The 24,263-nt window shown below is 68.6% G+C and carries 24 protein-coding genes; 17 read left to right on the forward strand and 7 right to left on the reverse strand.

Going from position 1 to position 24,263, the window contains the following annotated elements; genetic code table 11:
* The first annotated feature begins 1 nt into the window (after position 1).
* The 5 genes from EV675_RS27550 to EV675_RS27570 all read left to right on the forward strand — a co-directional run bounded on the left by EV675_RS27550 (position 2) and on the right by EV675_RS27570 (position 4,417).
* The gene (locus EV675_RS27550; RefSeq protein WP_130361810.1) at positions 2-697 is read left to right on the forward strand and encodes a hypothetical protein; all 696 of its coding nucleotides are present in this window, start codon (positions 2-4) and stop codon (positions 695-697) included.
* 135 nt (positions 698-832) lie between these two features.
* Positions 833-1,765, forward strand: coding sequence for a peptidylprolyl isomerase (locus EV675_RS27555; RefSeq protein ID WP_130361811.1), 933 nt, complete (start codon positions 833-835; stop codon positions 1,763-1,765).
* Positions 1,766-1,790: 25 nt separating this feature from the next.
* Positions 1,791-2,306, forward strand: a complete 516-nt coding sequence (locus tag EV675_RS27560; RefSeq protein ID WP_130361812.1) for a YbjN domain-containing protein — start codon at positions 1,791-1,793, stop codon at positions 2,304-2,306.
* A 43-nt stretch (positions 2,307-2,349) separates the two neighbouring features.
* Positions 2,350-2,586, forward strand: a complete 237-nt coding sequence (locus EV675_RS27565; protein WP_130361813.1) for a hypothetical protein — start codon at positions 2,350-2,352, stop codon at positions 2,584-2,586.
* A 175-nt stretch (positions 2,587-2,761) separates the two neighbouring features.
* The gene (locus tag EV675_RS27570) at positions 2,762-4,417 is read left to right on the forward strand and encodes a tannase/feruloyl esterase family alpha/beta hydrolase (protein WP_130361814.1); all 1,656 of its coding nucleotides are present in this window, start codon (positions 2,762-2,764) and stop codon (positions 4,415-4,417) included.
* 36 nt (positions 4,418-4,453) lie between these two features.
* Here the strand turns inward: EV675_RS27570 and ycaC are convergent, their stop codons facing one another.
* Positions 4,454-5,080 carry an isochorismate family cysteine hydrolase YcaC gene (gene ycaC / locus EV675_RS27575; RefSeq protein WP_130361815.1) on the reverse strand — a complete coding sequence of 209 codons (627 nt, stop codon included), beginning with the start codon at positions 5,078-5,080 and terminating at the stop codon, positions 4,454-4,456.
* Between the two features lie 71 nt (positions 5,081-5,151).
* Positions 5,152-6,015 (reverse strand): pirin family protein, encoded by an 864-nt coding sequence (locus EV675_RS27580; RefSeq protein ID WP_130361816.1) that lies wholly within the window; start codon positions 6,013-6,015, stop codon positions 5,152-5,154.
* A 118-nt stretch (positions 6,016-6,133) separates the two neighbouring features.
* On the opposite strand from EV675_RS27580, the gene EV675_RS27585 reads away from it, so the two are divergent.
* Together EV675_RS27585 and EV675_RS27590 are read left to right on the forward strand one after the other, a co-directional pair.
* Positions 6,134-7,036 carry a LysR family transcriptional regulator gene (locus EV675_RS27585; RefSeq protein ID WP_130361817.1) on the forward strand — a complete coding sequence of 301 codons (903 nt, stop codon included), beginning with the start codon at positions 6,134-6,136 and terminating at the stop codon, positions 7,034-7,036.
* A gap of 14 nt (positions 7,037-7,050) precedes the next feature.
* Positions 7,051-7,977, forward strand: a complete 927-nt coding sequence (locus EV675_RS27590) for a LysR family transcriptional regulator (RefSeq protein WP_130361818.1) — start codon at positions 7,051-7,053, stop codon at positions 7,975-7,977.
* A gap of 15 nt (positions 7,978-7,992) precedes the next feature.
* Here the strand turns inward: EV675_RS27590 and EV675_RS27595 are convergent, their stop codons facing one another.
* Entirely contained in the window at positions 7,993-8,964 is a 972-nt protein-coding gene (locus EV675_RS27595; RefSeq protein WP_165404799.1) for a Bug family tripartite tricarboxylate transporter substrate binding protein, read from the reverse strand.
* Positions 8,965-9,116: 152 nt separating this feature from the next.
* Between EV675_RS27595 and EV675_RS27600 the strand changes: the two genes are divergently transcribed.
* From EV675_RS27600 to EV675_RS27625, 6 genes are all read left to right on the forward strand, one after another.
* A complete protein-coding gene (locus tag EV675_RS27600) occupies positions 9,117-9,836 on the forward strand; it encodes a class II aldolase/adducin family protein (RefSeq protein WP_130361820.1) in 720 nt (239 codons plus the stop codon).
* Positions 9,837-10,000: 164 nt separating this feature from the next.
* Entirely contained in the window at positions 10,001-10,912 is a 912-nt protein-coding gene (locus tag EV675_RS27605; RefSeq protein ID WP_130361821.1) for an SMP-30/gluconolactonase/LRE family protein, read from the forward strand.
* 21 nt (positions 10,913-10,933) lie between these two features.
* Positions 10,934-11,905, forward strand: a complete 972-nt coding sequence (locus tag EV675_RS27610; RefSeq protein WP_165404800.1) for a Bug family tripartite tricarboxylate transporter substrate binding protein — start codon at positions 10,934-10,936, stop codon at positions 11,903-11,905.
* A 26-nt stretch (positions 11,906-11,931) separates the two neighbouring features.
* The gene (locus tag EV675_RS27615) at positions 11,932-12,696 is read left to right on the forward strand and encodes an enoyl-CoA hydratase/isomerase family protein (protein WP_130361823.1); all 765 of its coding nucleotides are present in this window, start codon (positions 11,932-11,934) and stop codon (positions 12,694-12,696) included.
* A 99-nt stretch (positions 12,697-12,795) separates the two neighbouring features.
* Positions 12,796-13,617, forward strand: a complete 822-nt coding sequence (locus EV675_RS27620) for an IclR family transcriptional regulator domain-containing protein (RefSeq protein ID WP_130361824.1) — start codon at positions 12,796-12,798, stop codon at positions 13,615-13,617.
* A 114-nt stretch (positions 13,618-13,731) separates the two neighbouring features.
* Complete coding sequence (locus EV675_RS27625; protein ID WP_130361825.1) at positions 13,732-14,151, forward strand: cupin domain-containing protein; 420 nt, start codon at positions 13,732-13,734, stop codon at positions 14,149-14,151.
* 5 nt (positions 14,152-14,156) lie between these two features.
* On the opposite strand, the gene EV675_RS27630 is transcribed toward EV675_RS27625, so the two are convergent.
* Both EV675_RS27630 and EV675_RS27635 read right to left on the reverse strand, forming a co-directional pair.
* Positions 14,157-15,131, reverse strand: a complete 975-nt coding sequence (locus EV675_RS27630) for a fumarylacetoacetate hydrolase family protein (RefSeq protein ID WP_242621618.1) — start codon at positions 15,129-15,131, stop codon at positions 14,157-14,159.
* A 128-nt stretch (positions 15,132-15,259) separates the two neighbouring features.
* Positions 15,260-16,036, reverse strand: a complete 777-nt coding sequence (locus EV675_RS27635) for a helix-turn-helix domain-containing protein (protein WP_130361826.1) — start codon at positions 16,034-16,036, stop codon at positions 15,260-15,262.
* Positions 16,037-16,221: 185 nt separating this feature from the next.
* Here EV675_RS27635 and EV675_RS27640 point away from each other — a divergent pair, with 185 nt between their 5' ends.
* Both EV675_RS27640 and EV675_RS27645 read left to right on the forward strand, forming a co-directional pair.
* Entirely contained in the window at positions 16,222-17,211 is a 990-nt protein-coding gene (locus EV675_RS27640; protein ID WP_130361827.1) for a Bug family tripartite tricarboxylate transporter substrate binding protein, read from the forward strand.
* A 9-nt stretch (positions 17,212-17,220) separates the two neighbouring features.
* A complete protein-coding gene (locus tag EV675_RS27645) occupies positions 17,221-18,192 on the forward strand; it encodes a Bug family tripartite tricarboxylate transporter substrate binding protein (RefSeq protein WP_130361828.1) in 972 nt (323 codons plus the stop codon).
* A gap of 4 nt (positions 18,193-18,196) precedes the next feature.
* Here EV675_RS27645 and EV675_RS27650 read toward each other — a convergent pair whose 3' ends face one another.
* Positions 18,197-19,531: an alpha/beta hydrolase gene (locus tag EV675_RS27650; RefSeq protein WP_130361829.1), complete on the reverse strand. Its 1,335-nt coding sequence runs from the start codon at positions 19,529-19,531 to the stop codon at positions 18,197-18,199.
* Positions 19,528-22,206 (reverse strand): tannase/feruloyl esterase family alpha/beta hydrolase, encoded by a 2,679-nt coding sequence (locus EV675_RS27655; RefSeq protein WP_130361830.1) that lies wholly within the window; start codon positions 22,204-22,206, stop codon positions 19,528-19,530. The genes EV675_RS27650 and EV675_RS27655 overlap by 4 nt, the downstream gene beginning before the upstream one ends.
* Before the next feature lie 116 nt (positions 22,207-22,322).
* Here EV675_RS27655 and EV675_RS27660 point away from each other — a divergent pair, with 116 nt between their 5' ends.
* Both EV675_RS27660 and EV675_RS27665 read left to right on the forward strand, forming a co-directional pair.
* Positions 22,323-23,237 carry a LysR family transcriptional regulator gene (locus EV675_RS27660; RefSeq protein ID WP_130361831.1) on the forward strand — a complete coding sequence of 305 codons (915 nt, stop codon included), beginning with the start codon at positions 22,323-22,325 and terminating at the stop codon, positions 23,235-23,237.
* The gene (locus EV675_RS27665; protein WP_130361832.1) at positions 23,234-24,259 is read left to right on the forward strand and encodes a Bug family tripartite tricarboxylate transporter substrate binding protein; all 1,026 of its coding nucleotides are present in this window, start codon (positions 23,234-23,236) and stop codon (positions 24,257-24,259) included. Before EV675_RS27660 ends, EV675_RS27665 begins: the two co-directional genes overlap by 4 nt.
* Positions 24,260-24,263 lie beyond the last annotated feature (4 nt).

Raw genomic sequence — 24,263 nt, forward strand, 5'->3', positions numbered from 1 at the left:
CGTGCATTTCGCATCCATAGTGCCGTCGGCGGCCGCAGCGCGCCGTGCCGCCTGCGCGGCGGTGCTGCTGCTCGCCGCCGTCGGCGGCGTCCAGGCCCAGCAGGCACAGAGCATGGAGGAGAGGCTGCGCGCCCAACTGCGCATCACGACCTCCCAGCTCCAGCAGGCGCAGAACGAACTGGCGGCGCTCAAGGCCGGCCAGGGGCCCGCCGCGGCGCCGGCCAAGGCAGACGAACTGGCGGCGATGAAGGAGGAGCTGTCGCGCGTCAAGGCTCAACTGGCGGCTGAACGCGAGTCGCGGAAGAAGGCCCGCGACGACAGCGTGCAGCTCAAGGAACAGGCCGAGGCTGCCCTGGAGAAGGCGGGCGCCCAGGTTGCCCAGTACCGCAACGCCTACGACGAACTGCTGAAGATGGCCAGGGCGTCGGAGGCCGAGCGGCAGCGGCTGGCCTCCGAGACGTCGACGCAGCGCACCGCCATCGGCCAGTGCGAGGCGAAGAACGCCCAGCTGTATGCCGTGGGCAAGGAGATCCTCCATGCCTACGAAACCATGGATGTCGGCACCGTGCTGTCCGCGCGCCAGCCGTTCGCGGGCGCCGCGCGGGTCAGGCTGGACGAGGCGGCCCAGCAGTTCGGCGACAAGCTGTACGAAGGGCGGTTCGATGCCCGTGGCACGGCGTCCGCCGCGGCCCAGTAGCCGGGGCGTGATGCGGGGCTCGACGTCGGCCGAGGTGGTTTTGTCACATTGCTTGGTTGCAATAGGCGCCACAGCGGCCACCGCGGCACTGTCATCACCGGGTAGCAGTCACGATCAGAAAAGGAAGTTGAAGTCATGAAGCTCAAACAGAATCCCTCCACGCATTCCATGCCGGCCGTCCTTGCGGGCCTGCTCGCCGCCTGGCTGGGCGTCGCAGCCCCGGTTTACGCCGCGGACAGCGGCGTTTCGGTCGCCAGCGTAGGCAGCGTCTCGATCAAGCAGCAGGAGGTCGAGCAACTCCTGCGGGGCATGCCCGACGCCGAGCGCGATGCCATCAAGGGCAATCGCGCCGGCCTGGAGAACTGGCTGCGCCAACGCCTGGCCAGCGAGGCGCTGCTCAAGGAAGCCCAGGGCAAGGGCTGGGAAAAGCGCGCCGAAATCAAGGCGCGCGTGGACGCGGCGGTACGCGAGGTCACGGATCGCATCGTCGCCACCTCGTACCTGGATTCAGTGGCGCAGCTTCCCGAAGGCTATCCCTCGGAAGCCGACATGCGCGCGGCCTACGAGGGCGCCAAGGAGAGCTTCCAGCTTCCCGCCACTTATCACGTGGCCCAGATTTTCCTGGCGGCGCCGGCCAACGACGGCGCGGCCGTCGCCAAGGCCCGCGCGCAGGCGCAGGAGCTGCTGGCCCAGGCCCGCGGCGGCGATTTCGCCGAGATGGCGCGCAAGCATTCGCAGGACGAGCGCTCGGCGGCGCGCGGCGGCGACGTTGGAACCCTGCCCCTGGCGCAGTTGCTGCCCGAGGTGCGCGAGCCCGTTTCCCGGCTGCAGCCCGGCCAGGTGAGCGATCCCGTCCAGTCCCAGGCGGGCATACACGTGCTCAAGCTGCTCGAATCGCAGGCACCGCGCACCGCGACGCTGGACGAGGTCAAGCCGCGCCTGCAGCAGGTGCTGCGGCAGCAGCGCAAGCAGGAGTTGATCGAGGCCTACATGGCCAGGCTGGCACCGGCCGGCTCGGTCAAGATCGACAGCGCGGCGCTGGATGCCGCGATGAGCAAGGCCAACTGAACATCATTCATCATCAGGACAGAACATGAGCAAGAACGACAACCAAGCCGCCGTGGAAAACGCCGCAGCCCAGGTGCTGACTTTCGTCGGCGCCGATCAGGTGGCCGAAGCCATCAAGGCCGCCGGCTGCGCCGTGACCCCGATCGAACAGGATGGCGTGGTCCGCCTGCACAGCGCCAGCCATGGCGTCGGTTTCCAGGTGCTCTGGGGCAATGCCCAGGCCAAGGACCAGTACGCCGATTTCACCTTCAGTTGCCCGCTGCGGGTACAGGGCGGCGAACTGCCGGCCGGCCTGCTGACCGAATGGCACCGCACCAAGCGTTTCGCGCGTGTCTCCCAGCATGGCGATTTCGTCGTGCTGGAGATGGACGTGGTGGCGGCCGGCGGCGTGTCGCCCAATCACCTGGTCGTCGCGGCGCAGATCTGGACGCAGATGATGGGGCAGTTCTTCCTCTACCTGCGCAATTTCCGCGCCGAAGAGGGGCAGCAGGTCGAGGCAGGCCAGCCGGCCCAGAGCGAGCCGGCCGCCGCGGCGGCTTGACGCCGCATCGCCGCCGGATTGCTTGGTGACACGGGAGAAGCACATGCAGGAGACGGTCGATGTCCACCATGACGCCGAAGGCGCCGTGCAGGAAGCCATCCAGCGGCGATTGAACGCGACCTCGCGCCAGCTCGAGCGGACGCGCCGCGTGGAGACTGTCCGCATCCGGCAGCGCGAACGGCTGCTGCGCATGCTGGTGGAGTCCATGGCGGAGCTGGGGATTTCGGGTGCGGAGATTCAGGCGGCTCGCCGCGCCTACAGACAGGCGGATAAGAAGTAGCGGGAGCGGGTCGCTCGAGCCCGCTTCCCCGAATCGGGTCTTGATACAAAGTAAGGTGACTTGATTGTTTACTTTGTTAATCACATGAGGCATCTTTGCCGGACGCGCGCCATGGCTCGTGTCCGGGCCGGAGGGTGCGCGAGAACGATAAGAAACCCGCACCCGGAGGAGATCCATGAAGATTCTTCACGTTCCGCTGTCCGCTGTCGTCCTCGCCGCCCTGGCGGCCTGCGGCGGCAGCGACGACCCCGCGCCCACCCCATCCGACCCCGGACCGGGGCTATCCGCCGCCCAGTCGTGCAGCGACCTGAACGGCAGGATGATCGCCAGGTCCGAGATCGGCAAGCCGACCTCGGGCGCCGTGGTGCAGTCTGCCACGCTGGTCAAGGCCGATGCCGAGGGCAATGCCAACGGCGAATACTGCGCCGTGCGCGGCATCGTCATGCCGGTCGATCCGGCCGCGCCCAACCTGGAGTTCCAGGTGAACCTTCCCACGGCCTGGAATAAGCGCGCCCTGCAACTGGGCGGCGGGGCGTTCAACGGCTCGCTGGTGACGGGCTTGGGCAAGTATCCGCTGCAACCGGCCGATTCCAAGGCGCCGCTGGCGCAGGGCTACGTGACCCTGGGCAGCGACGGCGGCCACAAATCCAGCGCCGGCTTCGACGCCTCGTTCGCGCTGAACGCCGAATCCCTGATGAACTTCGGCCAGTTGTCCATCAAGAAGACGCACGACGTGGCGATGGCGCTGATCAAGGTCCGCTACGGCGCCGCGCCCGAGCGCTTCTATTTCATCGGCGCCTCGCAGGGCGGGCACGAGGCGCTGGACGCCGCGGCGCGCTACCCAGGCGACTACGATGGCGTGGTGTCGAACTATCCGGCCTACAACGTGACCATGCTGCACCTGGGTTCCCTGAACGCGGGGCGGGCCATGTACGGCAACGGCGGCGCCAACTGGATGAACGCGGCCAAGGTCAAGCTTCTGACCGACGCGGTCTACGCCGCCTGCGATCCGCTGGATGGCGTGAAGGACGGCGTCATCAGCAACGTGGCCGGCTGCGACGCGGCGTTCGGCATCGCCGGCGTGCGTGCCACGCTGCGCTGCGCGGGCGGTGGGGACACGGGCGATACCTGCCTGTCCGATGCGCAGATAGCGGGCGTGGAGACAATTGCTTCGCCCTACAAGCCGGGCGTGGAAATCGCCGGCATGACGCAGTTCGAACGCTGGCCGATACTGGAAGGCGCGCTGTTCAACGTGTCATCCTATGGCACCGTTCCCCAGCCGGCCAATCCTCTGTCGGGCAAGGAGGCGCTGCTGTATTCGGTCGGCGCGGCCACGACCAAGTACATCATCACCCGCGACGTCAACTTCGATCCCATGACGCTCGATCCCAAGACCTACGAGACGCGCATCAAGGAGGTGGGCGGCATCATGGACGTGTCCGACATCGACCTGGCACCGTTCATCGCGAAGGGTGGCAAGCTGATCATGATCCACGGCACCGCCGATGATTTCATCACGCCGCACAACTCCATCGTCTATTGGAACAAGCTGGTGGCGGGCAAGGGCCAGTCCACGGTCGATGGGTTCGCGCGTTTCTACGTGGTGCCGGGGCTTGGCCATGGCTTCGGGCCTTTCAACGCGACCTACGATGCGCTGGGAGCGCTGACGGGCTGGGTGGAGCAGGGCACCGCGCCGGGCGTGCTGACCGCCATCGATGCCAATCCGGGCGCGGCCAGGACGCGGCCGATGTGCCGGTTCCCGGGATGGCCGAAGTACAAGGGCGAAGGCCCGGTCGGCGATGCGGCCAGCTTCGCGTGCGTGACGGAGTAGCAAGGGGGATGGGCCGGGGTGTCCCGGCCCATCCGCTTACTTCGACGCCGTCAGCGTGTCGTAGCTCGTGATCAGGTTGCGGTAGTCGGGGATGTGGTTGGAGAACAAGGCGGCCAGCCCTTCCACGTCGTTGCGCCAGTCGCGGTGCAGTTCGCAGGCGGCGCCGAACCAGGTCATCAGTTGCACGCCGGCGCGCGACATGCGGTCCCACGCGGCATCGCGGGTGAGCGGGTTGAAGGTGCCCGACGCGTCGGAGATGACGAAGACCTCGAAACCTTCCTCGATGGCCGACAGGGCGGGGAAGGCCACGCACACTTCGGTGACCACGCCGGCGATGATGAGCTGTTTCTTGCCCGTGGCCTTGACGGCCTTGACGAAGTCTTCGTTGTCCCAGGCGTTGATGTTGCCCGGGCGCGCGATGTAGGGCGCGTCGGGAAACTGGGCCTTCAGTTCGGGAACCAGCGGGCCGTTGGGGCCGTTCTCGAAGCTGGTGGTCAGGATGGTGGGCAGCTTGAAATACTCGGCCATGTCGGCCAGCGCCAGGACGTTGTTCTTGAACTTGTCGGGATCGATGTCGCGGACCAGCGACAAGAGGCCGGTCTGGTGGTCCACCAGCAATACGGCGGCATCGTTCTTGTCGAGGCGGATGTAGGGCTTGCTCATGGTCATGCTCCTGGTCGGATGGGACTGCGTGAATCCCCGGGGAAGCGGGAAGGGCTTCCTCCGGGGGAAGGTCAGGCGGCCCGTTCGAAGCGGCCGGCGTTGTAGTCGTCGATGGCTTGCTGGATCTCGGCCTGCGTGTTCATGACGAAGGGACCGTAGCCCACGACCGGCTCGTCGATGGGCTCGCCCGCCAGCCACAGCAGGACGGCGTCATTGTTGGCCTCCAGCGTGACACCGGTGCCGTCGCGCTCGAAATGCACGAGTTGTCCTTCGCGCGCCAGCGTTTCGCCGTTCACCAACACCGTTCCGCGCAGCACGACCAGCGCCAGCGTGTGGCCGGACGTGCCGTCGAAGCGGGCGTGGCCGCCCTGCGCCAGGCGGATGTCCCACATGTCGATGGGCGTATGGGTCCGGGCCGGGCCCTTGCCGCCGCCGTATTCCCCGGCGATCACCCGCACGCGGCCGGCGCCGTCGGGCAGCTCGACCGAGGGAATCTGCGCATCGAGCAGGGTCTGGTAGCCCGGTTCGCCCATCTTGTCCTGCGCGGGCAGGTTCACCCACAACTGCACCATTTCTATGGTGCCGCCGCGCTCGGTGAAGGCGCGCGAGTGGAATTCCTCGTGCAGGATCCCGCCGGCCGCGGTCATCCACTGCACGTCGCCCGGGCCGATCAGGCCGCCGGCGCCGGTGGAGTCGCGATGCTCGACCTCGCCCTGGTAGACGACGGTGACGGTCTCGAACCCACGGTGCGGGTGGCGGCCCACGCCGCGCGGACGAGCCGCGGGCGGAAACGGTGTCGGCGCGGCATGGTCCAGCAGCAGGAAGGGGCTGAGATGGCGGCCCAGGCCGTCATAACCGAACAGCGAGCGCACGGGAAAGCCGTCGCCCACCCAATGGGGCCGGGGAGCGCTATAGACGCCGAGGATCTTCTTCATGCCGATCTCCTGGAAGGGGAACCGTGGTAACGGTCGATGGAGACATCATATGGACGGGACGAAATTCCCGGTAGATGGCAGAATTCGCATGGAGCGTTCTATTTAAGGAACGATGGTCATGCAGGACCTCAACGACCTTTATTACTACGTGCAGGTGGTGGACCATGGCGGCTTCGCCCCGGCCGGTCGCGCCCTGGGCATACCCAAGTCCAAGCTCAGCCGCCGCATCGCGCTGCTGGAGGAACGCCTGGGGGTCCGGCTCATCCAGCGCTCGACGCGGCGCTTCGCGGTGACGGAGATCGGCCAGACCTACTACGGTCATTGCAAGGCCATGCTGGTGGAGGCCGAGGCCGCCGACGACGCCATCGCGGTGATGCATGCCGAGCCGCGCGGCATCGTGCGCCTAGCGTGTCCGGTGGCGCTGCTGGATGCGCGGGTGGCCGAGATGGTGGCCGGCTTCATGGTCGCTTATCCCCGCGTGGAAGTCCACCTGGAGGAAACCAACCGGCGGGTGGACGTGGTGGGAGAGGGCATGGACATCGCCTTGCGCGTGCGGCCGCCGCCGCTGGAGGACAGCGGGCTGGTCATGCGTGTGCTGGCGAATCGCGGTCAATATCTCGTGGCCTGTCCGGAACTGCTCAGGAACGGCACCCCGCGCGCGCCCGCCGACCTGGCGGACCTGCCCAGCCTGGCGCTGGGCGTGCCGCAGCAGGAATATGTCTGGAACCTGATCGGGCCCGATGGCGCGCATGCCGCCGTGCGCCATCATCCCCGGCTGATCACGCGCGGCATGCCGGCGCTGCGCGCGGCCGCCGTGGCGGGCGCGGGCGTGGTGCAGCTGCCGGCGATGATGGTGCGCGACGAACTGGTCAGCGGCGAACTGGTCCACGTCATCCCCGGCTGGGCGCCTCCGCGCGAGATCATCCATGCGGTGTTCGCATCGCGGCGCGGGCTGCTGCCCGCCGTGCGGGCCCTGGTCGACCATCTGGCCGACCGGTTCGCGGAACTGGACGAAGATTGAGGCACCCTCTGGCCATGGACGATGATCGCAAGGGCGCGGACGCCAGGAGTTTTCCCGACTACCGCCAGATCAGCATATTCACCGCTCTGTACGAGGTCACCAGCATCGCGCGCGTGGCCGCGCGCCTGGGGATGAATCCTTCCACCGTCAGCATGGCGCTGGCCCGGCTGCGCGAGATCTACGGGGACGATCTGTTCGTGCGCAGCGCCGTCGGCATGATCCCGACCATCAAGGCCGAGTCGATTTACCCGGGACTCAAGCAGGCCCAGCAACTGCTCCAGGCCAGCGCGCTGGAGGGCGATGCCTTCGACCCCGCCGTGGCGACCCGCCACTTCCGGGTGGCGATGAGCGAAATCGGCGTCTATGTGCTGATGCCGGGCGTGCGTTCGCTGCTGGCGGGCGAAGCGCCCGGCGTCAGCCTGGAACAGATCGAGATCACGGCCGAGACGCCGTGGCACCTGGAGTCCGGCACGCTGGACCTGGTGCTGGGACACGTGCCTACCATGGGCAAGTCGGTCATCCGGCAGCGGCTGTACCGCGAGCACTACGTCTGCCTGGGGCGGGCCGGCCATCCGGCGCTGCGGGCCGGTATGCCGGTCGACGATTTCCTGCGGCTGCCGCACCTGTCGGTGGCCAGCCGCGGCCGCAACCGGCAGCGCTGGGAAGATCATGCGGCCGAGAAGCTGGGCGCGCGTCCCAACATCCGCCTGGAACAATCGAGTTTCGCCGGCATCGAGCACATGCTGGCCGACAGCGATCTGGTGGCCGTCGTGCCGGCCCGGCTGAGCCGCGCGCTGATGCGCTTCGCGCCGCTGATGGCGGTGGACCTGCCGTTCGAGTCGCCCAGCTACGTGGTCCACCAGCACTGGCATTCCCGGCACAGGAAGGATGCCGGCGCGACCTGGCTGAGGAAGGCGCTCGCCCGCGTCGCGCAGGGCTGAGCGCCGGCCACGGGCTTATTCGACCGTGATGTGGTTGCGCTCGATCAGCGACTTCCACATCGCGCGTTCGGCCTTCAACTGCTGGCTGAACCTGGCGGGCGTGTCCGAGACCGGGAGGTAGCCCTGTTCGATCAGGCGTTGCTTGACCGACGGCTCCTGCATGGCCTTGACCACGGTCTGGCTCATTTTCTGGATGACGGCGTCGGGCGTGCCCGCGGGCGCCATCACGCTGAAGGACTGCGGCACGTCGGGCAGGCCCTTGTCGGTCCAGACCGGCACCTTGGGGAACAGTGGCGACTTGCTGCTGATGGCGAGCGGGACGGCCTTGCCGGACTTGATGTGGGGAAGCACCGAGGCGACGTCCGACTGCAGGAAGTCCAGGCGTCCGCCCAGGAAGTCCTGCATGGTCGGCGCCATGCCCTTGTACGGCACGTGCGTGAACGCGGCGCCGGTCTTCTCTTCCATGACCTTCACGCCCAGGAAGGTGGGCGAGCCGTGGCCGGCCGATCCGAACGCCAGCTTGCCGGGTTCGCTCTTGCCCGCGGCCAGCAGGTCGTCCAGTGTCTTGAAGCGCGAGCCGGGCGGCACGACGTAGACCAGGGGCGCGTCCACGCCGCGGGCCACCGGCGCGAGGTCTTTCTCGGCGTCGTAGGGCAGGTTCTTGTACAGATAGGGGTTGACCGCGATCGCCGGCGTGGCCGAGACCAGGAAGGTGTAGCCGTCGGGCGTGGCGCGAGCGGCCGCCGCCGCGCCGATGTTGCCGCTGGCGCCGGGCTTGTTCTCGACCACGACGGTCTGCTTGAGCTCCTTGCCCACGCCTTCGGCCAGCAGCCGGGCGTAGATGTCGGTGCCGCCGCCGGGCGACGAGGGCACGACGAAGGTGATGGGCCGGGTGGGCCAGTCGGCCGCGGTGGCGGCCAGGGCGAACGAAAGCGCCAGGCCGCCGCCGATCAGGGCCAGCCCGCGTGCGGGGGGAGTAGGGGTCACGGGTATCCTCCGGATGTTCTCTTCTTGGACCCGAGTATTTCACAGGCCAGCCGTCAAGTCGGTCAGCCAGATTGATGTCGAAGATCAAGAAAATTGATGCAATCTTCCGGTGCACAATACGGAATCGATACAACGAGCGGAAAACGGGGAGCATGCTCATGAAAGAAATCGTGCTGGAGGCGCGCCGCAACCTGGCGCGGGCCAACCGCATCCTTTACCTGAAAGGCATCGTCGACGGCTTCGGACACGTCAGTTGCCGGCACCCCGAAATCGCGGGCCACTACCTGATCTCGTGCAACCGGGCGCCCAATCTCGTCAAGGAAGCGGACATCGTCGAACTGGACGAGGAATCGAATCCGGTGGGTGGCGATACCCGGCGCCTGTACCTGGAGCGCTTCATCCACGGCGAGATCTACCGCACCCGCCCCGACGTCCAGGCCGTGGTCCACAGCCACTCGGCGGCCATGATCACCATCGCCGCCACCGACGTATCCGTCAAACCCATGTTCCACATGGCCGGGTTCCTGACGCGCACCGCGAAGTTCGACATCCGCGAGGCCACCGGCCGCGAGACCGACATGCTGATACGCGACCACGACCTGGGCCGTCACCTGGCCGACACCCTGGGGCCCGCCAGCGCGGTGCTGATGGTGGGCCATGGATCGACCATGGTGGGAACCAGCCTGGAGGAAGCCATCTACCGGGCGGTCTACGCCGAGGTCAACGCGGGCATGCAACTGGGGGCGATGCGGGTGTCGGACCGCGTGCGCTACCTGTCCGAGACCGAGTCCGACCTCGCCACCGAGACCAACCGCGGCCAGCTCAAGCGGTGCTGGGATCTGTGGTGCGAGGAAGTCGACATCGACGCCTGACCTGCTTGCCGGGTAAGCCGCCCGTGCGCGGCGGCTTCTTCCTGATTTCTCCTTTGTCCCGCCGCGGACGACTTCCCCCTTTTTTCTTGACTTCCTTTTCCGACGCGCGCACCATTTATTCGTTAATCGAAAAAAAATTCGTCTAGCGAAAAAAAGGAAGGGGCATGACAGTTCGCAGCACAACGCGGCCGATCGACATGGTCGGGTCCGTCGTCGAGATCGCCGACGCGGGGCAGGACGTCCTGGGCGAGTCCATCGTCTGGGACCATCGGCACCAGAAACTCTGGTGGGTGGACGGCATCGGGCAGTTCATCCACCGGCTGGACCCCGCCAGCGGCGACAAGCAGAGCTGGAAGATGCACGAGGAGGTCGGCAGCATCGGCCTGCGGGCGCAGGGAGGGCTGGTCGTGGGAATGCGTTCGGGCTTCTATTTCTTTTCGCCCGAGACCGGCGCCTTGTCCGAGATCGCGCGGCCCGACGCCGAGCGTCCGGGCAACCGCTTCAACGATGGCAAGGTCGACCGGCATGGCCGCTTCTGGTCAGGCACGGTCGAGGCTGCCGCCTATACGCCGCGAGGACGGCTGTTCAGGCTCGATCCCGATCTGCGCACGACGCTGATCATGGAGGGCATCACCGCCATCAACGGCATCTCGTTCAGCCCCGACAACCGCCTCATGTACATGACCGATTCGTTCAGCTGCCGGATCGATGTCTTCGACTACGACGCGGTGGACGGGACCATCCACAATCGCCGCCATTTCGCCGACGTTCCGCTGGGGCGGGGCATCTGCGATGGCTCCACCGTGGATGCCGACGGCTGCTTCTGGAGCGCCAACATGGATGGCTGGTGCGTGACGCGCTACGACCCGCGCGGCCGCATCGACACGGTCATCAACCTGCCGGTGCGCCGAGTATCGAGCCTGTGTTTCGGCGGTCCCGACCTCGACGTCCTCTACATCACCACCGCCAGGCGCCGCATGCAGGAAAAGGAGCTGGCGCAGCAACCACTGGCCGGCAACGTGCTGGCGGTCAGGCCCGGCGTGCAGGGATTGCCGGAGCCCGAGTTCCTGGGATAAAGACACCAAGGAGGAGACATCGTGAAGACTTCCATCGTTCGCGGCCTGGCATGCGCCGCGCTGCTGGCCGGCGCGGCCGGCGCGCATGCCGCACCGGGCTACCCCGATCGGCCGGTGCGCATCGTCGTGCCCTATACGCCGGGCGGAGCCACGGACACCGTCGCGCGCAGCATCGCCTCGCAACTGAGCACCCGGTGGGGCCAGCCCGTGATCGTCGAGAACCGCGGCGGCGCCTCCGGCATGATAGGCGCGGCCGCGGTCGCCAAGGCGCCGTCCGACGGCTATACCCTGGTGTTGTCGGACAGCGCGCCGTTCGTCATCCTGCCTTCGCTGCATGCGGACATGGCGTACGACCCGTTGAAGGACTTCGCGCCCATCACCGTGGTCGCGCGACAGGTCCCCATCCTGGTCGTTTCGAGCAAGCTGCCCGTGCACAACGTGAAGGAACTGGTGGCCTACCTGAAGGCGCATCCGAATACGCCGTATGGATCGCTCGGCCCCGGATCCTATCCGCACGTTGCGATGGAAGAGTTCCAGCAGCTTAGCGGGACGCGCATGCTGCACGTTCCCTACAAGGGAACCGCACAGGTCACCACCGACATGATAGGCGGGCAGATCGGTCTCTACATCGGCACGCTGGGCGCATTCCAGCAGCAGGAGAAGGCCGGAACGGTCCGCATTCTCGCGGTGGCCACGCAGCAGCGCGTCTCCCTGCGCCCGGACCTGCCCACCGTTGCCGAGGCGGGGGTGCCGGGCTTTGCCGTCAACGTCTGGTTTGGCCTGGCGGGCCGCGCCGGGACGCCGGCCGATATCCTGGACAAGATCCACGCCGACGTGCGGGCCGTGCTGGGCGACCGGCATTTCGTGGAGGAAGTGCTTCTACCCCAGGCGCTGACACCGGGAGGCGACAGCCGGGCCGAGTTCGGCGATCTCATGCGCGGCGATACCGAACGCTGGCGCCAGTCCATCCAGTCCGCCGGCATCAAGCTGTGATGCCTTTTCACCAGCAGGAATGAACCGTGAGCCATTTCAACGACTACGCAAACAAATTCGAGACCATCAGAATGGTCCGCGAGGCCGGCGTGCTGGAGATGCATTTCCACCACCAGGGCGGACCCCTTCAATGGAACCTGCAATCGCACCGGGAGTTCGAGCAGGCTTTCCTGGACGTGGGGCGCGACCGCGAGAACGAGGTCGTGATCATGACGGGAACGGGCGATGCCTTCAGCGGTCCGCCCGTGGCGCCGGGGGGGCACGTCAATCGCAACTCGATGACGCCGACCATCTACGATCCGATCTATTGGGAAGGCCGGCACCTGCTCATCAACCTGCTCGACATCGACGTGCCCGTGATCAGCATCATCAACGGACCGGCCGTGCGCCATGCCGAGATCCCGCTGCTGGGCGACATCGTGCTGGCATCCGACACCGCCACGATCCAGGACACTGCTCACTTCCGGGGAGGCATGGTGCCGGGCGACGGCATGCATCTGATCATGCCGCTGCTGATGGGACGGGCGCGGGGCCACTATTTCCTGTTGACCGGGCAGGAGATCGACGCGCGGCAGGCGCTGGAGATGGGCCTGGTGAACGAGGTGCTGCCGGCCGCTGGCCTGATGCCCCGGGCGCGGGAGCTTGCCGCCGAACTGCTGAAGCAGCCCCGGCTGGTGCGGCGTTATACCCGCGTGTGCCTGAACCAGGAGCTCAAGGCGCGCCTGCATGACGTGCTGGGATACGGCCTTGCGCTCGAGGGGCTGGCCAGGATGAAGGAGCCGGTGGCCTGACCGCGGAGTTCATGGCAAGGACAGTGGCGGAGCCGGGAGCTGCCGATCCGCACCGGGTAAAATCCGCGCGGTGCAGTGTCCCGGATCGATGCAATCCCCATGAACGACAGCAAGACCATCAAGGACTCGGGCGATTTCGTCGCCGCGCTGGCCCGCGGGCTGGAGGTGATCCAGGCATTCACGGCGGAGCGCCCGGAAATGAACCTGAGCGAGGTCGCGGCCGTGACCGGCATGGCGCCGGCCACGGCGCGCCGCTGTCTGCTTACGTTGAAGGAGTTGGGGTTCGTCGGCATGAACGGGCGTCGGTTCCTCCTGCGGCCCAAGGTCCTGGCCCTGGGGTCCGCGTTCCTGATGTCGATGAACCTGCGGCAGGTGGCGCAGCCTTTTCTCCAGGACCTCGTCGAAGCTTTTCATGATTCGGCGTCCCTGGCCGTCCTGGACGGGAGCGACGTGGTTTATGTCGCCCACGCGCCGAGCAAGGAAACCAAGGGCTTTCGCGCCGGCGTGGGCTACCGTTCGCCGGCCTACGCGACGTCGCTGGGCCACGTGCTGCTGGCAAGCCTGAGTGAGCCGACGCTGCGCGAATACCTGCGGGCGGGACCGTTTCCCACCTATACGTCCAAGACCTATAGCGATCCCGAGGCGATCTCGCGGGCGCTGGATGCCACGCGCGAGCGGGGCTATGCCCAGATCCAGGACCAGTTCGAGTACGGCGTGCTGGCGGTGGCGGTGCCGGTCAAGGATGGAAACGGCCGCACGGTGGCCGCCGTCAACTGTTCCAGCAACATCGCGCGGGTCGACATGGACGAACTGGTGAAGACCCGCCTGCCGCGGCTGCGCGATACGGCGCGCCAGATCAGCCTCGCGCTGGAACGCAGCCCGTCGCTGATCCACTCCGTGATGAGCGATCCGAGATTCTGAGCCGGTAGTCGGGTGCGTTCACGCGGCGCTACGCCGGCGCCGCCGTCGATGGTATCGTGCGATCCGGACGGCACATGGGCCGCCGCACAATAGACAAGACAAGGGGACTTCGCCATGAAACGGATCGTGGGGGGACTGGCCGCGCTGGTATTGGCGCTGGCCGGGGGGGCGGGCCTGGCGGCGGAGTCGCCCGGCGTGCAGGTCGAGAAGCTGATGGAGAGCGGCGCGTCGTGGGACGGCCGCCCCTACGTGGCCTACCCGTCGGGCGCGCCGATGCTGACCGTGCTCCGGATCACGATTCCCGCCCACAGCGCGCTGCCCTGGCATACCCATCCCATCCCGAACGCGGCCTATGTCCTGTCGGGCGAACTGACGGTCGAAAAAAAGGAAACGGGCGAGACGCGCCTGCTCAGGCAGGGCGACGTCCTGCCGGAAATGGTGGGCGAATACCACCGCGGCGTGACCGGCGACCAGGGCGTGGTGCTGATCGTGTTCTATGCCGGCAGCCGCGGCTTGCCGCTGTCGCAGCAATAGGGGCGTCAGCCCGCCTGCACCGGATTGCTGAGCTTGCCTATCCCCGCCACGGTGACGCTGACGGGGCCGCCGATCTTGTTCAGGTCGGCGTTCTGGACCGCCCGGCCGGGTTTGCCGCCCGAGGCCAGCGCCGTGCCCATCGACACCACGTCGCCCGGCACCAGCGTCATGTAGCTGGAGACGAAGGCCAGGACCTCGGGCAGCTTGTGGAAGAGGTTCGCCGTGTTGTCGCTGGCGTACTGTTCTTCGCGGACGTGGCACGAGATGTCCAGCGCGTGCGGGTTGGGGATCTCGTCGCGGGTGACGATCCACGGGCCCAGCGGGGAGAACGTGTCCGAACCCTTGTAGCGGCCGCTGTACGAGACATGGCTTTCGACGTAGCGGATGCCTTCGCCTTCCAGCGCCGGGTGGATGGCGCGGTAGTGGAAGCTGTCTTCGTCGCGCATGGTGGGCGAGGTCAGGTCGTTGTGGATGGTGTAGCCGAAGACGTGGTCATAGGCGTCGGCCGCGTCGATGTCGCGCGCCAGCTTGCCGATCACGATCGCCAGTTCGGGCTCCGGGTGCACGCGGCCGTAGTGGGGCTTCAGGCGTATCGGTTCGCCGTGGCCGACCAGCGCCGACCAGGGTTTGGTGAAGACCGCCGGGTGCTTGGGGCCCTTGACGATGCGGTCGGTGTTGGCGCTGTTGTTCAGGGCCAGGCAGCACAGCTTCGAGGGACGCGGCACGGCGGGAAGGAAGCGGACCGTGTCCATGGGCAGGCGCGGCAGCCCGGCCTGGTCCAGCGCGGCATGCACCTGCCGGAGTTGTTCCCAGAAATCGGGGCCGGCTTCGATCAGCCGGTGCATGTCCAGGGGGCCCTGGAAGTCGGGGGCGAATTGGCGGCATGCGGTTTCGGCATCGACCAGTTCGGAGTCGGAGATCACGAATCCGACGCGCGCGGTGTCGGGCCGGTCGAAGGTGGCGTAGCTGGCGAGTTTCAAGCGAGGCTCCAGTCCTGACGAGAGTGGGAGCGGGGCGGCGCACGGGCCGCCTCGCGGCACGACAGCTTAAGTCCGCGCGGCGGCGGCCCGGTACCGTGCCGCCGCTTCTTTCCGTGACACGGAACGCGTCAGCCTTGTGCCAGCCGCGCGCCCACGGCGGCGCAGATTTCCTGGCGCGTCCGGTCCAGGTGGCCCACGCATTCGCGCAGGCGCTCCGGGGTCAACAGCGCGCCGAAGGTGGTCAGCGACAGCACGCCCAGTACGCGCTCGCCGTGGGCCAGCGGCACCGCCAGCGTGGTGCTGGAGCCGCGGCCCTGGCCCTTGCGCAGGCCATAGCCGCGCCGGCGGGTGATCGCCAGTTGATGCTGGATGTCCTGTTCCAGCGGTGGCCACAGGCCGGGGTCGGGCAGCGAGGCCTGCATCCATTGCAGCAGCCGGTCGCGCTCGGCCTGGCTGCAATAGGCCAGGTAGGCCTGCCCCATGCCGGAATGCACGAGATCGTGGACATGGCCGACGGTGGTGTGCTCGGAGCCGATGGGACTGTAGGGCATGGAGCTGTAGCGCACGACGATGTGGCCGCGGTCCAGGGTGCCCAGGGCCAGCGGCAGGCCCGTGGCGCGCGTGCGCTTGAGCACGATGGGCGCGCCGACTTCCACCACCAGTTCGGGTTCGGAAAAACCTTCGCTCAGGCACAGCACCTTTTCGGTCAGCGTGTACGTGCCCTTGACCACGTCGGCGCGCACGTAGCCCTCGCTCTTGAGCGTGGCCAGCAGGCGATGGATGGTGGACTTGGGCAGTCCGGTGGCCTGGTGCAGGGACTGGAGCGAACTCTGCGGCTGGTGGTTCAGCGCCCGCAGGATGTTCAGCGCCCGGACTACCGGCCCGATCGCGTTGGTTTCGGACATGCCTGCCGTTTCCTCCGTGTGCTGGCGCCCCGATCATAGCGCCGGGCCGGCGCTTCCTGGAATCGCCCCGTTCCGTGGCACGGAATGCACGCGCGCGGAGTGGCGCCGGCGGCCGGGGGCGCTCCTATACTGCGCCCCGGCGACCCCCCCAGAGGGGCGCGACCATGAAGAATGAAGGAGACCCGATGGGGACTTGCACCTTATCCCGACGCGCCATGCTGGCGCTTGCCGCCGGCTCGATGCTGCGCCCGGTTGCCGCCGCCACCGGCGCGGCCTCCGGTTATCCGGGCCGTCCGGTGCGGCTGATTTCGTCGTTCGCGGCGGGCGGCACCACCGACATCCTCGCGCGCCTGGTGGGCAAGCAGCTCTTTCCGTCCACGGGCCAGCCCGTCGTGGTCGAGAATCTTCCCGGGGCGGGCGGAACGATAGGCGCGGCGGCCGTCGCGCGCGCGCCCGCCGACGGCTACACGCTGGAGATGGGCGGCGTGTCCACGCACGCGATGGCCGGCGCGCTGTACAAGCAACTGCCGTTCGACCCGGTGGCCTCCTTCGAGCCGGTGTGCATGCTGGTCTATGCGACCACCGCGATTGCCGTGCCCGCCTCGTCGCCGTTCCGCAGCCTGTCGGACCTGATCGCGCATGCGCGGGCGAATCCCGGCAAGATCACCTACGGTTCGGGCGGCATAGGCAGCATCAACCACCTGGCCCTGGCCTCGCTGGCGAGCACGGTCGGCATCGACCTGCTGCACGTGCCGTACAAGGGCGGCGGCCCGGCGGTGACCTCGCTGCTGCAGGGCGAGACCCAATTGTTCGCGGGCGGCAGCTCGCTGCTGCTGCCGCACGTGCGCGCCGGCAAGCTGCGGATACTGGCGGTGACCGAGGACAAGCGCGCCCGCGTGCTGCCCGATGTCCCCACGGTGGGCGAGACGGTACGCGGATTCCGCGTGGTCAACTGGTACGGCGTGCTCGCGCCACGGGGCCTCGCGCCCGAGATCCGCGAGACGCTGTGGCGCGAACTCGACCGCGTGATGCGCCTGCCCGACGTCGAACGCCAGCTCGATTCGATGGGCCTGGAGTATCCGGGCATGTCGTCGGCCGCGTTCAAGACCGCCCTGGCCGAGGACAAGGACCGCTGGGGCCGCACCATCCGGGAACTGGGCATCCTGCCCGAATAGGAGATCGATATGCGGACCATCCTGTTTGCCGTCCTGGGGACGGCCATGTTGTCCACGTCGCCCGCGCTGCGGGCGCAGGAAGCGGCGTATCCGGCGCGGCCGATCCGGCTCATCGTGGCCTTCGGGCCGGGCAGCGTGAACGACGCGATGGCCAGGGAACTGGCCAAGACGCTGTACGGCGAACTGGGCCAGCCGGTAATCGTCGAGAACAAGCCCGGCGCGGGCGGCGTGGTCGGCACCGACTATGTCGCCAAGGCCGCGCCCGACGGCTATACCCTGGGCTTCGGCACCAGCTCGCAACTCGTCATGAACGTCGGGCTGCAGAAGTCGCTGCCGTTCGACGTGGAGCGCGACCTGACGCCCATCGGCCTGGTCTCGCGCACGCCGCTGGCGTTGGCGGTGCCGGCGGGCGGGCCGGGTTCGCTGGCCGACCTGGTCAAGGCGGCCAAGGGACGTTCGCAGTCGATGACGTATTCGTCCAGCGGCGTGGGGTCGATCAATCACATCGCCGGTGCCGCGTTCGCTCGCGCCGCGGGCATCGATCTGATGCACGTGCCGTACAAGGGCGCGGCCGTGGCCGCCGCCGACCTGGCCGCGGGCCGGGTCGACATGATGCTGGTGACGCTGCCCAGCATGGCGGGCCTGGTGGAGCAGGGGAAGGTCAAGGTGCTGGCCAACGGCATCGACCGGCGCGGCGCCTCGACGCCCAAGGTCCCGACGTTCGCCCAGGCCGGCCTGCCGGCCTTCAAGGGCTACACGTGGAACAACGTGTTCGCCCCCGCGGGCACGCCCGCCGCCGTTGTCGCCAGGCTCAACGCCGCGCTGAACCGGGTCCTGGCCGACCCGCAGGTGGTCCAGTTCGCCCAGCGCCAGACGGCCGAGATCATGGCGCCTTCCACGCCGGCCCAGGCCCTGGCGTTCGAGAAGAACGAGCGCGCGACCTGGGTGCCGTTCATCCGCAGCCTGGGGATCGAGCCCTGAGCGGCTAGCGCGGCGGGACCCGGGTGGACAGCGGCGGCGGCTGGTAGCCGGCCTGGATGCGGCAGGTTTCCTTGCCGCCGTGGCCGTAGTCCCGTTCATAGCCTTTGCAGAGCCGCGCCACTTTTTCGGGCGTCGGCTTTTCACCCTTGTCCACCCAATCCATCAGCGCGGTGAACAGGGCAGGGTACTGGGGCTCGCTCAGGTAGCTGTGCTCGGCTTCGTCCGAGAACGTCTGCACCAGTTTGTCGCCGCTGCCCGCCCGGTCGACCAGTTCGCGGTAGGCCGATTCGAGTTCGACGAAGGCCGTCGGATCATGGATGGCGTGCAGGGTCAGCACCGGCATGGCCAGCCTGCCGCCGGGCGTGCTGTCCACCATCAGCCGTCCCACGGCCAGCGGATCCGCGCGATAGCGGGCCACGCCGGCGTTCAGCGCGGCATCGTCCGGCGAACCGCCGTAGACCACCTTCTCGTTGCCGAAGGGATTGCGGCCGTCCAGCCTTTCCTGCGTGAGGTCCTGGAACAGCCAGGTGGCCCAGTTCATGTTGGACACGAAGGTGCGCTCGGGAATCTTCACGACCGACAGGATGGTCTTGAGTCTGGCCGCCTGCTCGGGGCTGCGCTGCGCGGCCGGCATGCCCACGCCCGTGCACGTCTTGATGCGCGCGGCCAGCTCCGCCCGGGTCAGCGTGGAATCCTTGGGCAGGCCCATCCACAGCGGATACTGCGGTTCGTCGGGGCGGGGATGGTTGCGGCAGACGTACTGGTAGACCACGCGCAGGTCCATGCGGAAATCGTAGGCGGTGTTGCCGCCGCCCAATACGCCGCTGGTCAGCAGCACGGCGTCATAGGGGCCGGGCCGGCCCTCGACGGTGCCATACAGCTCGGCCGCCTTGGAGGCCACGCCGCCGCCGTAGCTCTGGCCATGCAGCAGGGTGCGGCGGGGCTGGCCGAACTGCCGGATGAACAGGCGGCGCAGGCGCTCGGTGTCCTCGGCGGCCATGGTGACGCCATAGCCGCCCCGGCGGTAGGACGAGCCGGCCCAGGCATAGCCCGCCTTCACGGTCACCGCCCAGCGGGTCAGGTCTTCCTGGCTGCGTTTCAGGGTGGACGGGCCCAGGTCGGGGCCGCCGTGGGCGTGCATGACCAGCACCCGGTTCCAGTCGCGGGGAATCGCGATCCAGTAGTAGGCGCCTTCGCTGTCCTGTCCGTTATAGCAACGCGCGTCGGTCGGGACGTCCCTGGGGCAGGGGGCGGGCCGCGCGCGGTCGCTGGCGGCGTGGGCGGTGGCGGCGCCGAAGGTCAGCGCGGCCAGCAGCGAGAGTCGGGTCAGGGTTTTCAATGGCGGACTCCGGTGGCGAAGATGGCGGTCGATCCCGTGCCCGAGGCGTAGCCCAGGATACCGTTGGTGAAGAGGAAGTGGTCGTTGCCCGAGGCGCCCGCCTGGGCGACGCCCGGCACCGGGGTGTCGTAGGCCACGGCCAGCGTGCCGCCGTCCAGGTCCAGCGTGGCGCCGGACAGGGTGGCCTCGAGGTTGCGCGCGCCGGTGCCGGCGACGGTGTAGACCCCGTCGGCGGCGCCGGAGGCCAGCGACTGCTGGGGAGCGTAAAGGCGCAGGCCGTAGCTGGTGGCCGACTCGCGCACCAGTTGTAGCGGGACGGCATTGCCGTTGACCAGTCCGATCACCATGGAGCCCGCGGGCGTGCCGCCGGTGGTGCCGGCCGGGTCGCCGGGCGGGGTCGCCAGCAGGTCGAAAGCCCCGCGTCCGACGTTGTAGGCGATGTATCCCTTGGCAGTGGACGTGCACGCGGCGTCGTAGGTCATGAAACCGCCGGTGACCGGATCCCGGCACAACTGGAAGGTGCCGGCGTTGCGCAGCCGGCCGGCGGCCTTGTAGGCCGATGGCGCGCCGCCCGCGCCATGGTGGACGCCGACCAGGTCGTAGATGGCGGCGACCGGGTTGAAGACCGTGGGCGAACCCGTGTTCTCGAACGTGGTGGCGAAGGCCAGCAGCGGTTCGAAGCCGCTGCCCGAGGCAGGCAGCACGCCGCCCTGCAGGGCGCCGCCCGCGCCGAACACGTAGACCGCGCCGCCCTCGTCGCTGGCATAGGCGCAGGTCGACTGCGCGCGCAGGCTGCCCTCGCGCACGGTGCCGGCCGCGCGCTGCAGGCTGGCGTCTATCGTGACGGTGTAGCGCAGCGAGGCGGGATCCACGGTCACCGTCAGCTCCTCGCCCAGCGTGTTGCCGCCCTTGTAGCGGGTGGCGGCTGCGGGAAGGTAGGGGCAGGCCAGCGGGTCGCCCGTCTCCTGCACGCAGCTGTAGTTGACCGCGGCATCCTGGCTGCCGCTGCCCCGGTACTTGGGCCAGGCGGGGTACTGGCACAGGGGGCGCGTGCGGCCATAGGTCCCGGCCACCGCGTCGACCGCCACCGGCGTGCCCGGGGGCAGGCCTTGCTCGACCCAGCCTTCCAGCGCGGCCAGCGAATCCCAGTTGGGGATGAACACGCCGGTGCCGTGGCCCATGCCGGGCACGGTGTAGAAGCGCACGCCCTTGTCCACGGCCTCCTGCCCCACGGTGGCGACCACGCGTTGATAGTAGTCGATGGTGGAGTTGGGGCTGATGACCTCGTCGGCCAGGCCGTGCAGCATGATGAGCTTGCCGCCGCGGGACAGGAAGGGGCGCAGGTCGGGATCGGTGGCGTCGGTGATCGCGGAAACGGCCTGCACGCGCGCGGTGTACGAACCGGGGTTCTGCGGATCGAAGCCCAGTGTGTCGAAGGTGGCCGAGCGGGTGACGAAATACTTGACCCACTGGTCGCCCGTCACGTACATGTTGGCATCGGCCGAGGTCGCCGGGTTGCCGGGCGCGCGGCGCGTGCCCAGGTCCCGCGTGGTGTAGGGGCCGGCTACCAGCGCGCCCTCCAGGATGTTGTAGCCGCCCGCGCGGTCGACGCCATTGGCGAGCCGGTAGGCGGAGAATTCCAGCGGCGCTTCGAGCGTGCGGATCGTGGCCAGTTGCGCCGTGGAAAGGCAGTGGTCGCCTTCGTCGGTGCCCGAGGGGCAGCGCATGGCCGCCAGGTTGGCGTCGTTCAGCAGCCGGCAGCTTTCCACGCTGCTGACGATGCCGTCGACCGCGCCGTCCAGCTTGTCGCAGGCCTGCTTGACGGTGTTCTGCACCATCAGCGTCTTGGCCACGTTGAGCCAGCCGGCTCCGCCGTTGGCGTACAGCGCGCGGCCGAGCGCGACGTTGGACAGGCGCGTGCCGGAGTAATTGAGCGCGGGCTCGTTGGCGATGACGCCGTCATAGTCCGTCGGCCAGCGCTGGATGTGCGCCAGCGCGTCGCGGCCGCCGGTGGAGGTGCCCAGGAAATAGGCGTGCCTGGGCGCCATGTCGTAGTAGGCCCGCACCAGTTGCGCGGCGACGTCGCGCGTCTTCTTCAGCGACTGGCCGCCGTAGTTGGACAGCGCTTCGTCGTCGGCGGCGAATTTGCCGTCGGTGATGCTGCCGCTCTGGTGGCCGGAGTCGTCGCCGTAGGTGGCGTAGCCCAGGGCCAGCGGGGCGGGTTTGTCGGCGGGGCCGAAGCGTATCGTCTCGGTGCCGTCGATGAGCCGGCCGTTGAAGCCGCCGCCGCCGAAGTGGATGGTCTTGCCGTTCCAGCGCAGCGGCAGGTTCAGCGCGAAATTGATGTCGGGCGACCCGGCGTTCACCGGCTTGATGACGCCGCGGATGCGGCAGTAGGCTCCCAGGTTGTTGCCTTCGGCATCGGCGGCGACGTCCACCGCCTCGGACACCGTCGCGCCGCCCGACGGCAGCGTCAGCTGGGCGGGAGAGAAACCGCGCGCCGCGAGCGAGGCGCAGGCCAGCGCGGGCGCATAGGGCGGGCCCGATGCGCCCGGGGGCTCTCCGGGCGGGTTGCCGGAGGACGAGTCGCCGTCGCCGCCGCCGCAGCCGGCAAGGGCCGCGAGGGCAAGAAGCAGGGGCAATGGCCGGGCGGGAAAGGGGCGGGGTGCGGTCATCGTATCGTCTCCATGGCCGGCCCTCTCGAGGCGGGGCGCGTGCACGGCGGGATGATGCGAGCGTGCCGCTCGGTACGTCAAATACAATAAAAGCGGAGACTCGATATATAAAAAATATGGACTTGCGCCATCTGCGTTACTTCGTCACGATTGCCGAGACCGGCCACATGACGCGCGCCGCCGAGCGGCTCGGCATCCAGCAGCCCCCGCTCAGCCAGCAGATCAAGGCGCTCGAGCGGGAGCTGGGGGTGGAATTGTTGCGCCGTCATCCGCGTGGCGTGGCGCTGACCGATGCCGGCCGGCATTTCCTGCGCGAGGCCGAGAACCTGCTGGAAGGCTACGCGCAGATGCGTCAGCGCATGGCGCGGGTGGCCAACGGCCAGGAGGGCCTGCTGGCGGTGGGCTTCACCAGTTCGGCCGCGGCCCACGCGTTCACGCCAGAGGCCCTGCGCGTGTACCGCCGGGACTATCCGGGCGTGGAACTGGACATCCACGAGGACAATGCCGCGGGACTGACCCGGGCCATCGCCGCCGGCCGCCTGCATTGCGGCCTGCTGCGCGTGCCGGTGTCGTGGCCCGACGGGCTGGTGTTCGAAACCTTGCTGACCGAGCCCGCGGTGGCCGCCGTGCCGTGCGACCATCCGCTCGCGCGGGACCGCCAGACAAGCCGCCCTCGGGCGATTTCGCTGGCCGAGCTGTGCCAGGAGAAGATCATCCTGGTGCGCCAGCCGGGCGCGCCGGGCCTGTACGCCAACCTGCTCGCGCTGTGCGAGAGCCAGGGGCTGCGGCCGCGCATCGCCGCCGAGGTCGACCGCATGATGACCAATCTGAATCTGGTGGCCGCGGGGGCGGGGGTGTCGGTCGTGCCCAAGTCCATCAGCGGCGCGCACGCGCATGCCGTGACCTATTTGCCGCTGGCGCGGGCCGAAAGGCTGGATGCGCCGCTGACGCTGGTGTCCCGCCACGGCGAGGACAACCTGCCGGCCCGGCACTTCGCCGCCCTGGCACGGCGGCTGGCGGCGGCGCGATGACGGCCGCCGACTTCCGGGCGGCGCGCCGCCGCGTCCTGCTGGCCGCGGCCGTGCTGCCGCTGGCCGGGGCGGGGCCAAGTGCAAGCGCCACGTCGGACGGGCGGGCCTGGCCGGCGCGAGCCATACGGATGGTGGTCGTCTATCCGCCCGGCGGCGTGAGCGACACCATCGCCCGCATTCTGGCCGAGGAATTGTCGCGGGACCTGGGCGTGCCGGCCTGGGTCGAGAACAAGGGCGGAGCGGGCGGAAGCGTGGGGATGGAGGCCGTGGCGCGCGCGGCGCCCGACGGCCATACGCTGGCCTTTTCCGCGTTGACGCCGCTTACGCTCAATCCGCTCTTGAGCCGCCCGTCCGCGCAATACGATCCCCTGCGGGAGATCGCGCCCATTGCCGCCGTCATGCGCACGCCGGTGCTGGTGGCCGGCACGCCGGCCTTCACCGGCCGCGATTTCGCCGACCTGGTGGACCAGGCGCGGCGCAAGCCGGGGGCGATCCGCTGGGCCAGCTCGGGCATCGCCACCACGGGCCACATGGTGATGGCGCAGGTGGCCGCGGCAAGCGGCGCGCGCATCACCCACGTTCCCTATCACGGCGGCGGTCCGCAACTGAACGATGCGCTTGGCGGCCGCTTCGAGGTGCTGTCGACCAACGTCGCGGCCCTGCAACTGGACTATGTGCGGACGGGGCGGCTGAAGGCGCTGGCGGTGGGTGCGCCCGCCAGGCTGGGCGCGCTGCCGGAGGTGCCGACGCTGGACGAACTGGGCTATCCCCAGGCCAACCTGATGTCGCTGTTCGGCCTGTTCGCGCCCGCCGGCACGCCCCGGGCGGTGCAGGAAAGCATCAACGCCGCGGTCCACCGCGTGCTGGTGGGCGGGGGGCCGCTGGCCGAGCGGCTGGAGCGCGCGTACAACCTGTCGGCAGTGGGCAGCGTGGACGAGTTTCGCGCGGCGGTGCGGGGCGACTACGAGGCGAACCGGCGGGTGGTCGAGGCCGGTTCGCTGGGCGGCGGCCAGACGCCCTGAGCGG

Origin of the sequence: Pigmentiphaga kullae (genome assembly GCF_004216695.1) — a bacterium.
GTDB classification, from domain to species: domain Bacteria; phylum Pseudomonadota; class Gammaproteobacteria; order Burkholderiales; family Burkholderiaceae_B; genus Pigmentiphaga; species Pigmentiphaga kullae.

Bases quoted from the DNA above. Each gene is read 5' to 3' on its own strand.
- EV675_RS27635 (WP_130361826.1), bottom strand. From the start codon at position 16,036: ATGTCCGAAACCAACGCGATCGGGCCGGTAGTCCGGGCGCTGAACATC.
- EV675_RS27645 (WP_130361828.1), top strand. From the start codon at position 17,221: ATGCGGACCATCCTGTTTGCCGTCCTGGGGACGGCCATGTTGTCCACG.
- ycaC (WP_130361815.1), bottom strand. From the start codon at position 5,080: ATGAGCAAGCCCTACATCCGCCTCGACAAGAACGATGCCGCCGTATTG.
- EV675_RS27580 (WP_130361816.1), bottom strand. From the start codon at position 6,015: ATGAAGAAGATCCTCGGCGTCTATAGCGCTCCCCGGCCCCATTGGGTG.
- EV675_RS27655 (WP_130361830.1), bottom strand. From the start codon at position 22,206: ATGACCGCACCCCGCCCCTTTCCCGCCCGGCCATTGCCCCTGCTTCTT.
- EV675_RS27590 (WP_130361818.1), top strand. From the start codon at position 7,051: ATGGACGATGATCGCAAGGGCGCGGACGCCAGGAGTTTTCCCGACTAC.
- EV675_RS27565 (WP_130361813.1), top strand. From the start codon at position 2,350: ATGCAGGAGACGGTCGATGTCCACCATGACGCCGAAGGCGCCGTGCAG.
- EV675_RS27605 (WP_130361821.1), top strand. From the start codon at position 10,001: ATGACAGTTCGCAGCACAACGCGGCCGATCGACATGGTCGGGTCCGTC.
- EV675_RS27570 (WP_130361814.1), top strand. From the start codon at position 2,762: ATGAAGATTCTTCACGTTCCGCTGTCCGCTGTCGTCCTCGCCGCCCTG.
- EV675_RS27560 (WP_130361812.1), top strand. From the start codon at position 1,791: ATGAGCAAGAACGACAACCAAGCCGCCGTGGAAAACGCCGCAGCCCAG.
- EV675_RS27620 (WP_130361824.1), top strand. From the start codon at position 12,796: ATGAACGACAGCAAGACCATCAAGGACTCGGGCGATTTCGTCGCCGCG.
- EV675_RS27660 (WP_130361831.1), top strand. From the start codon at position 22,323: ATGGACTTGCGCCATCTGCGTTACTTCGTCACGATTGCCGAGACCGGC.
- EV675_RS27640 (WP_130361827.1), top strand. From the start codon at position 16,222: ATGGGGACTTGCACCTTATCCCGACGCGCCATGCTGGCGCTTGCCGCC.
- EV675_RS27600 (WP_130361820.1), top strand. From the start codon at position 9,117: ATGCTCATGAAAGAAATCGTGCTGGAGGCGCGCCGCAACCTGGCGCGG.
- EV675_RS27665 (WP_130361832.1), top strand. From the start codon at position 23,234: ATGACGGCCGCCGACTTCCGGGCGGCGCGCCGCCGCGTCCTGCTGGCC.
- EV675_RS27625 (WP_130361825.1), top strand. From the start codon at position 13,732: ATGAAACGGATCGTGGGGGGACTGGCCGCGCTGGTATTGGCGCTGGCC.
- EV675_RS27555 (WP_130361811.1), top strand. From the start codon at position 833: ATGAAGCTCAAACAGAATCCCTCCACGCATTCCATGCCGGCCGTCCTT.
- EV675_RS27585 (WP_130361817.1), top strand. From the start codon at position 6,134: ATGCAGGACCTCAACGACCTTTATTACTACGTGCAGGTGGTGGACCAT.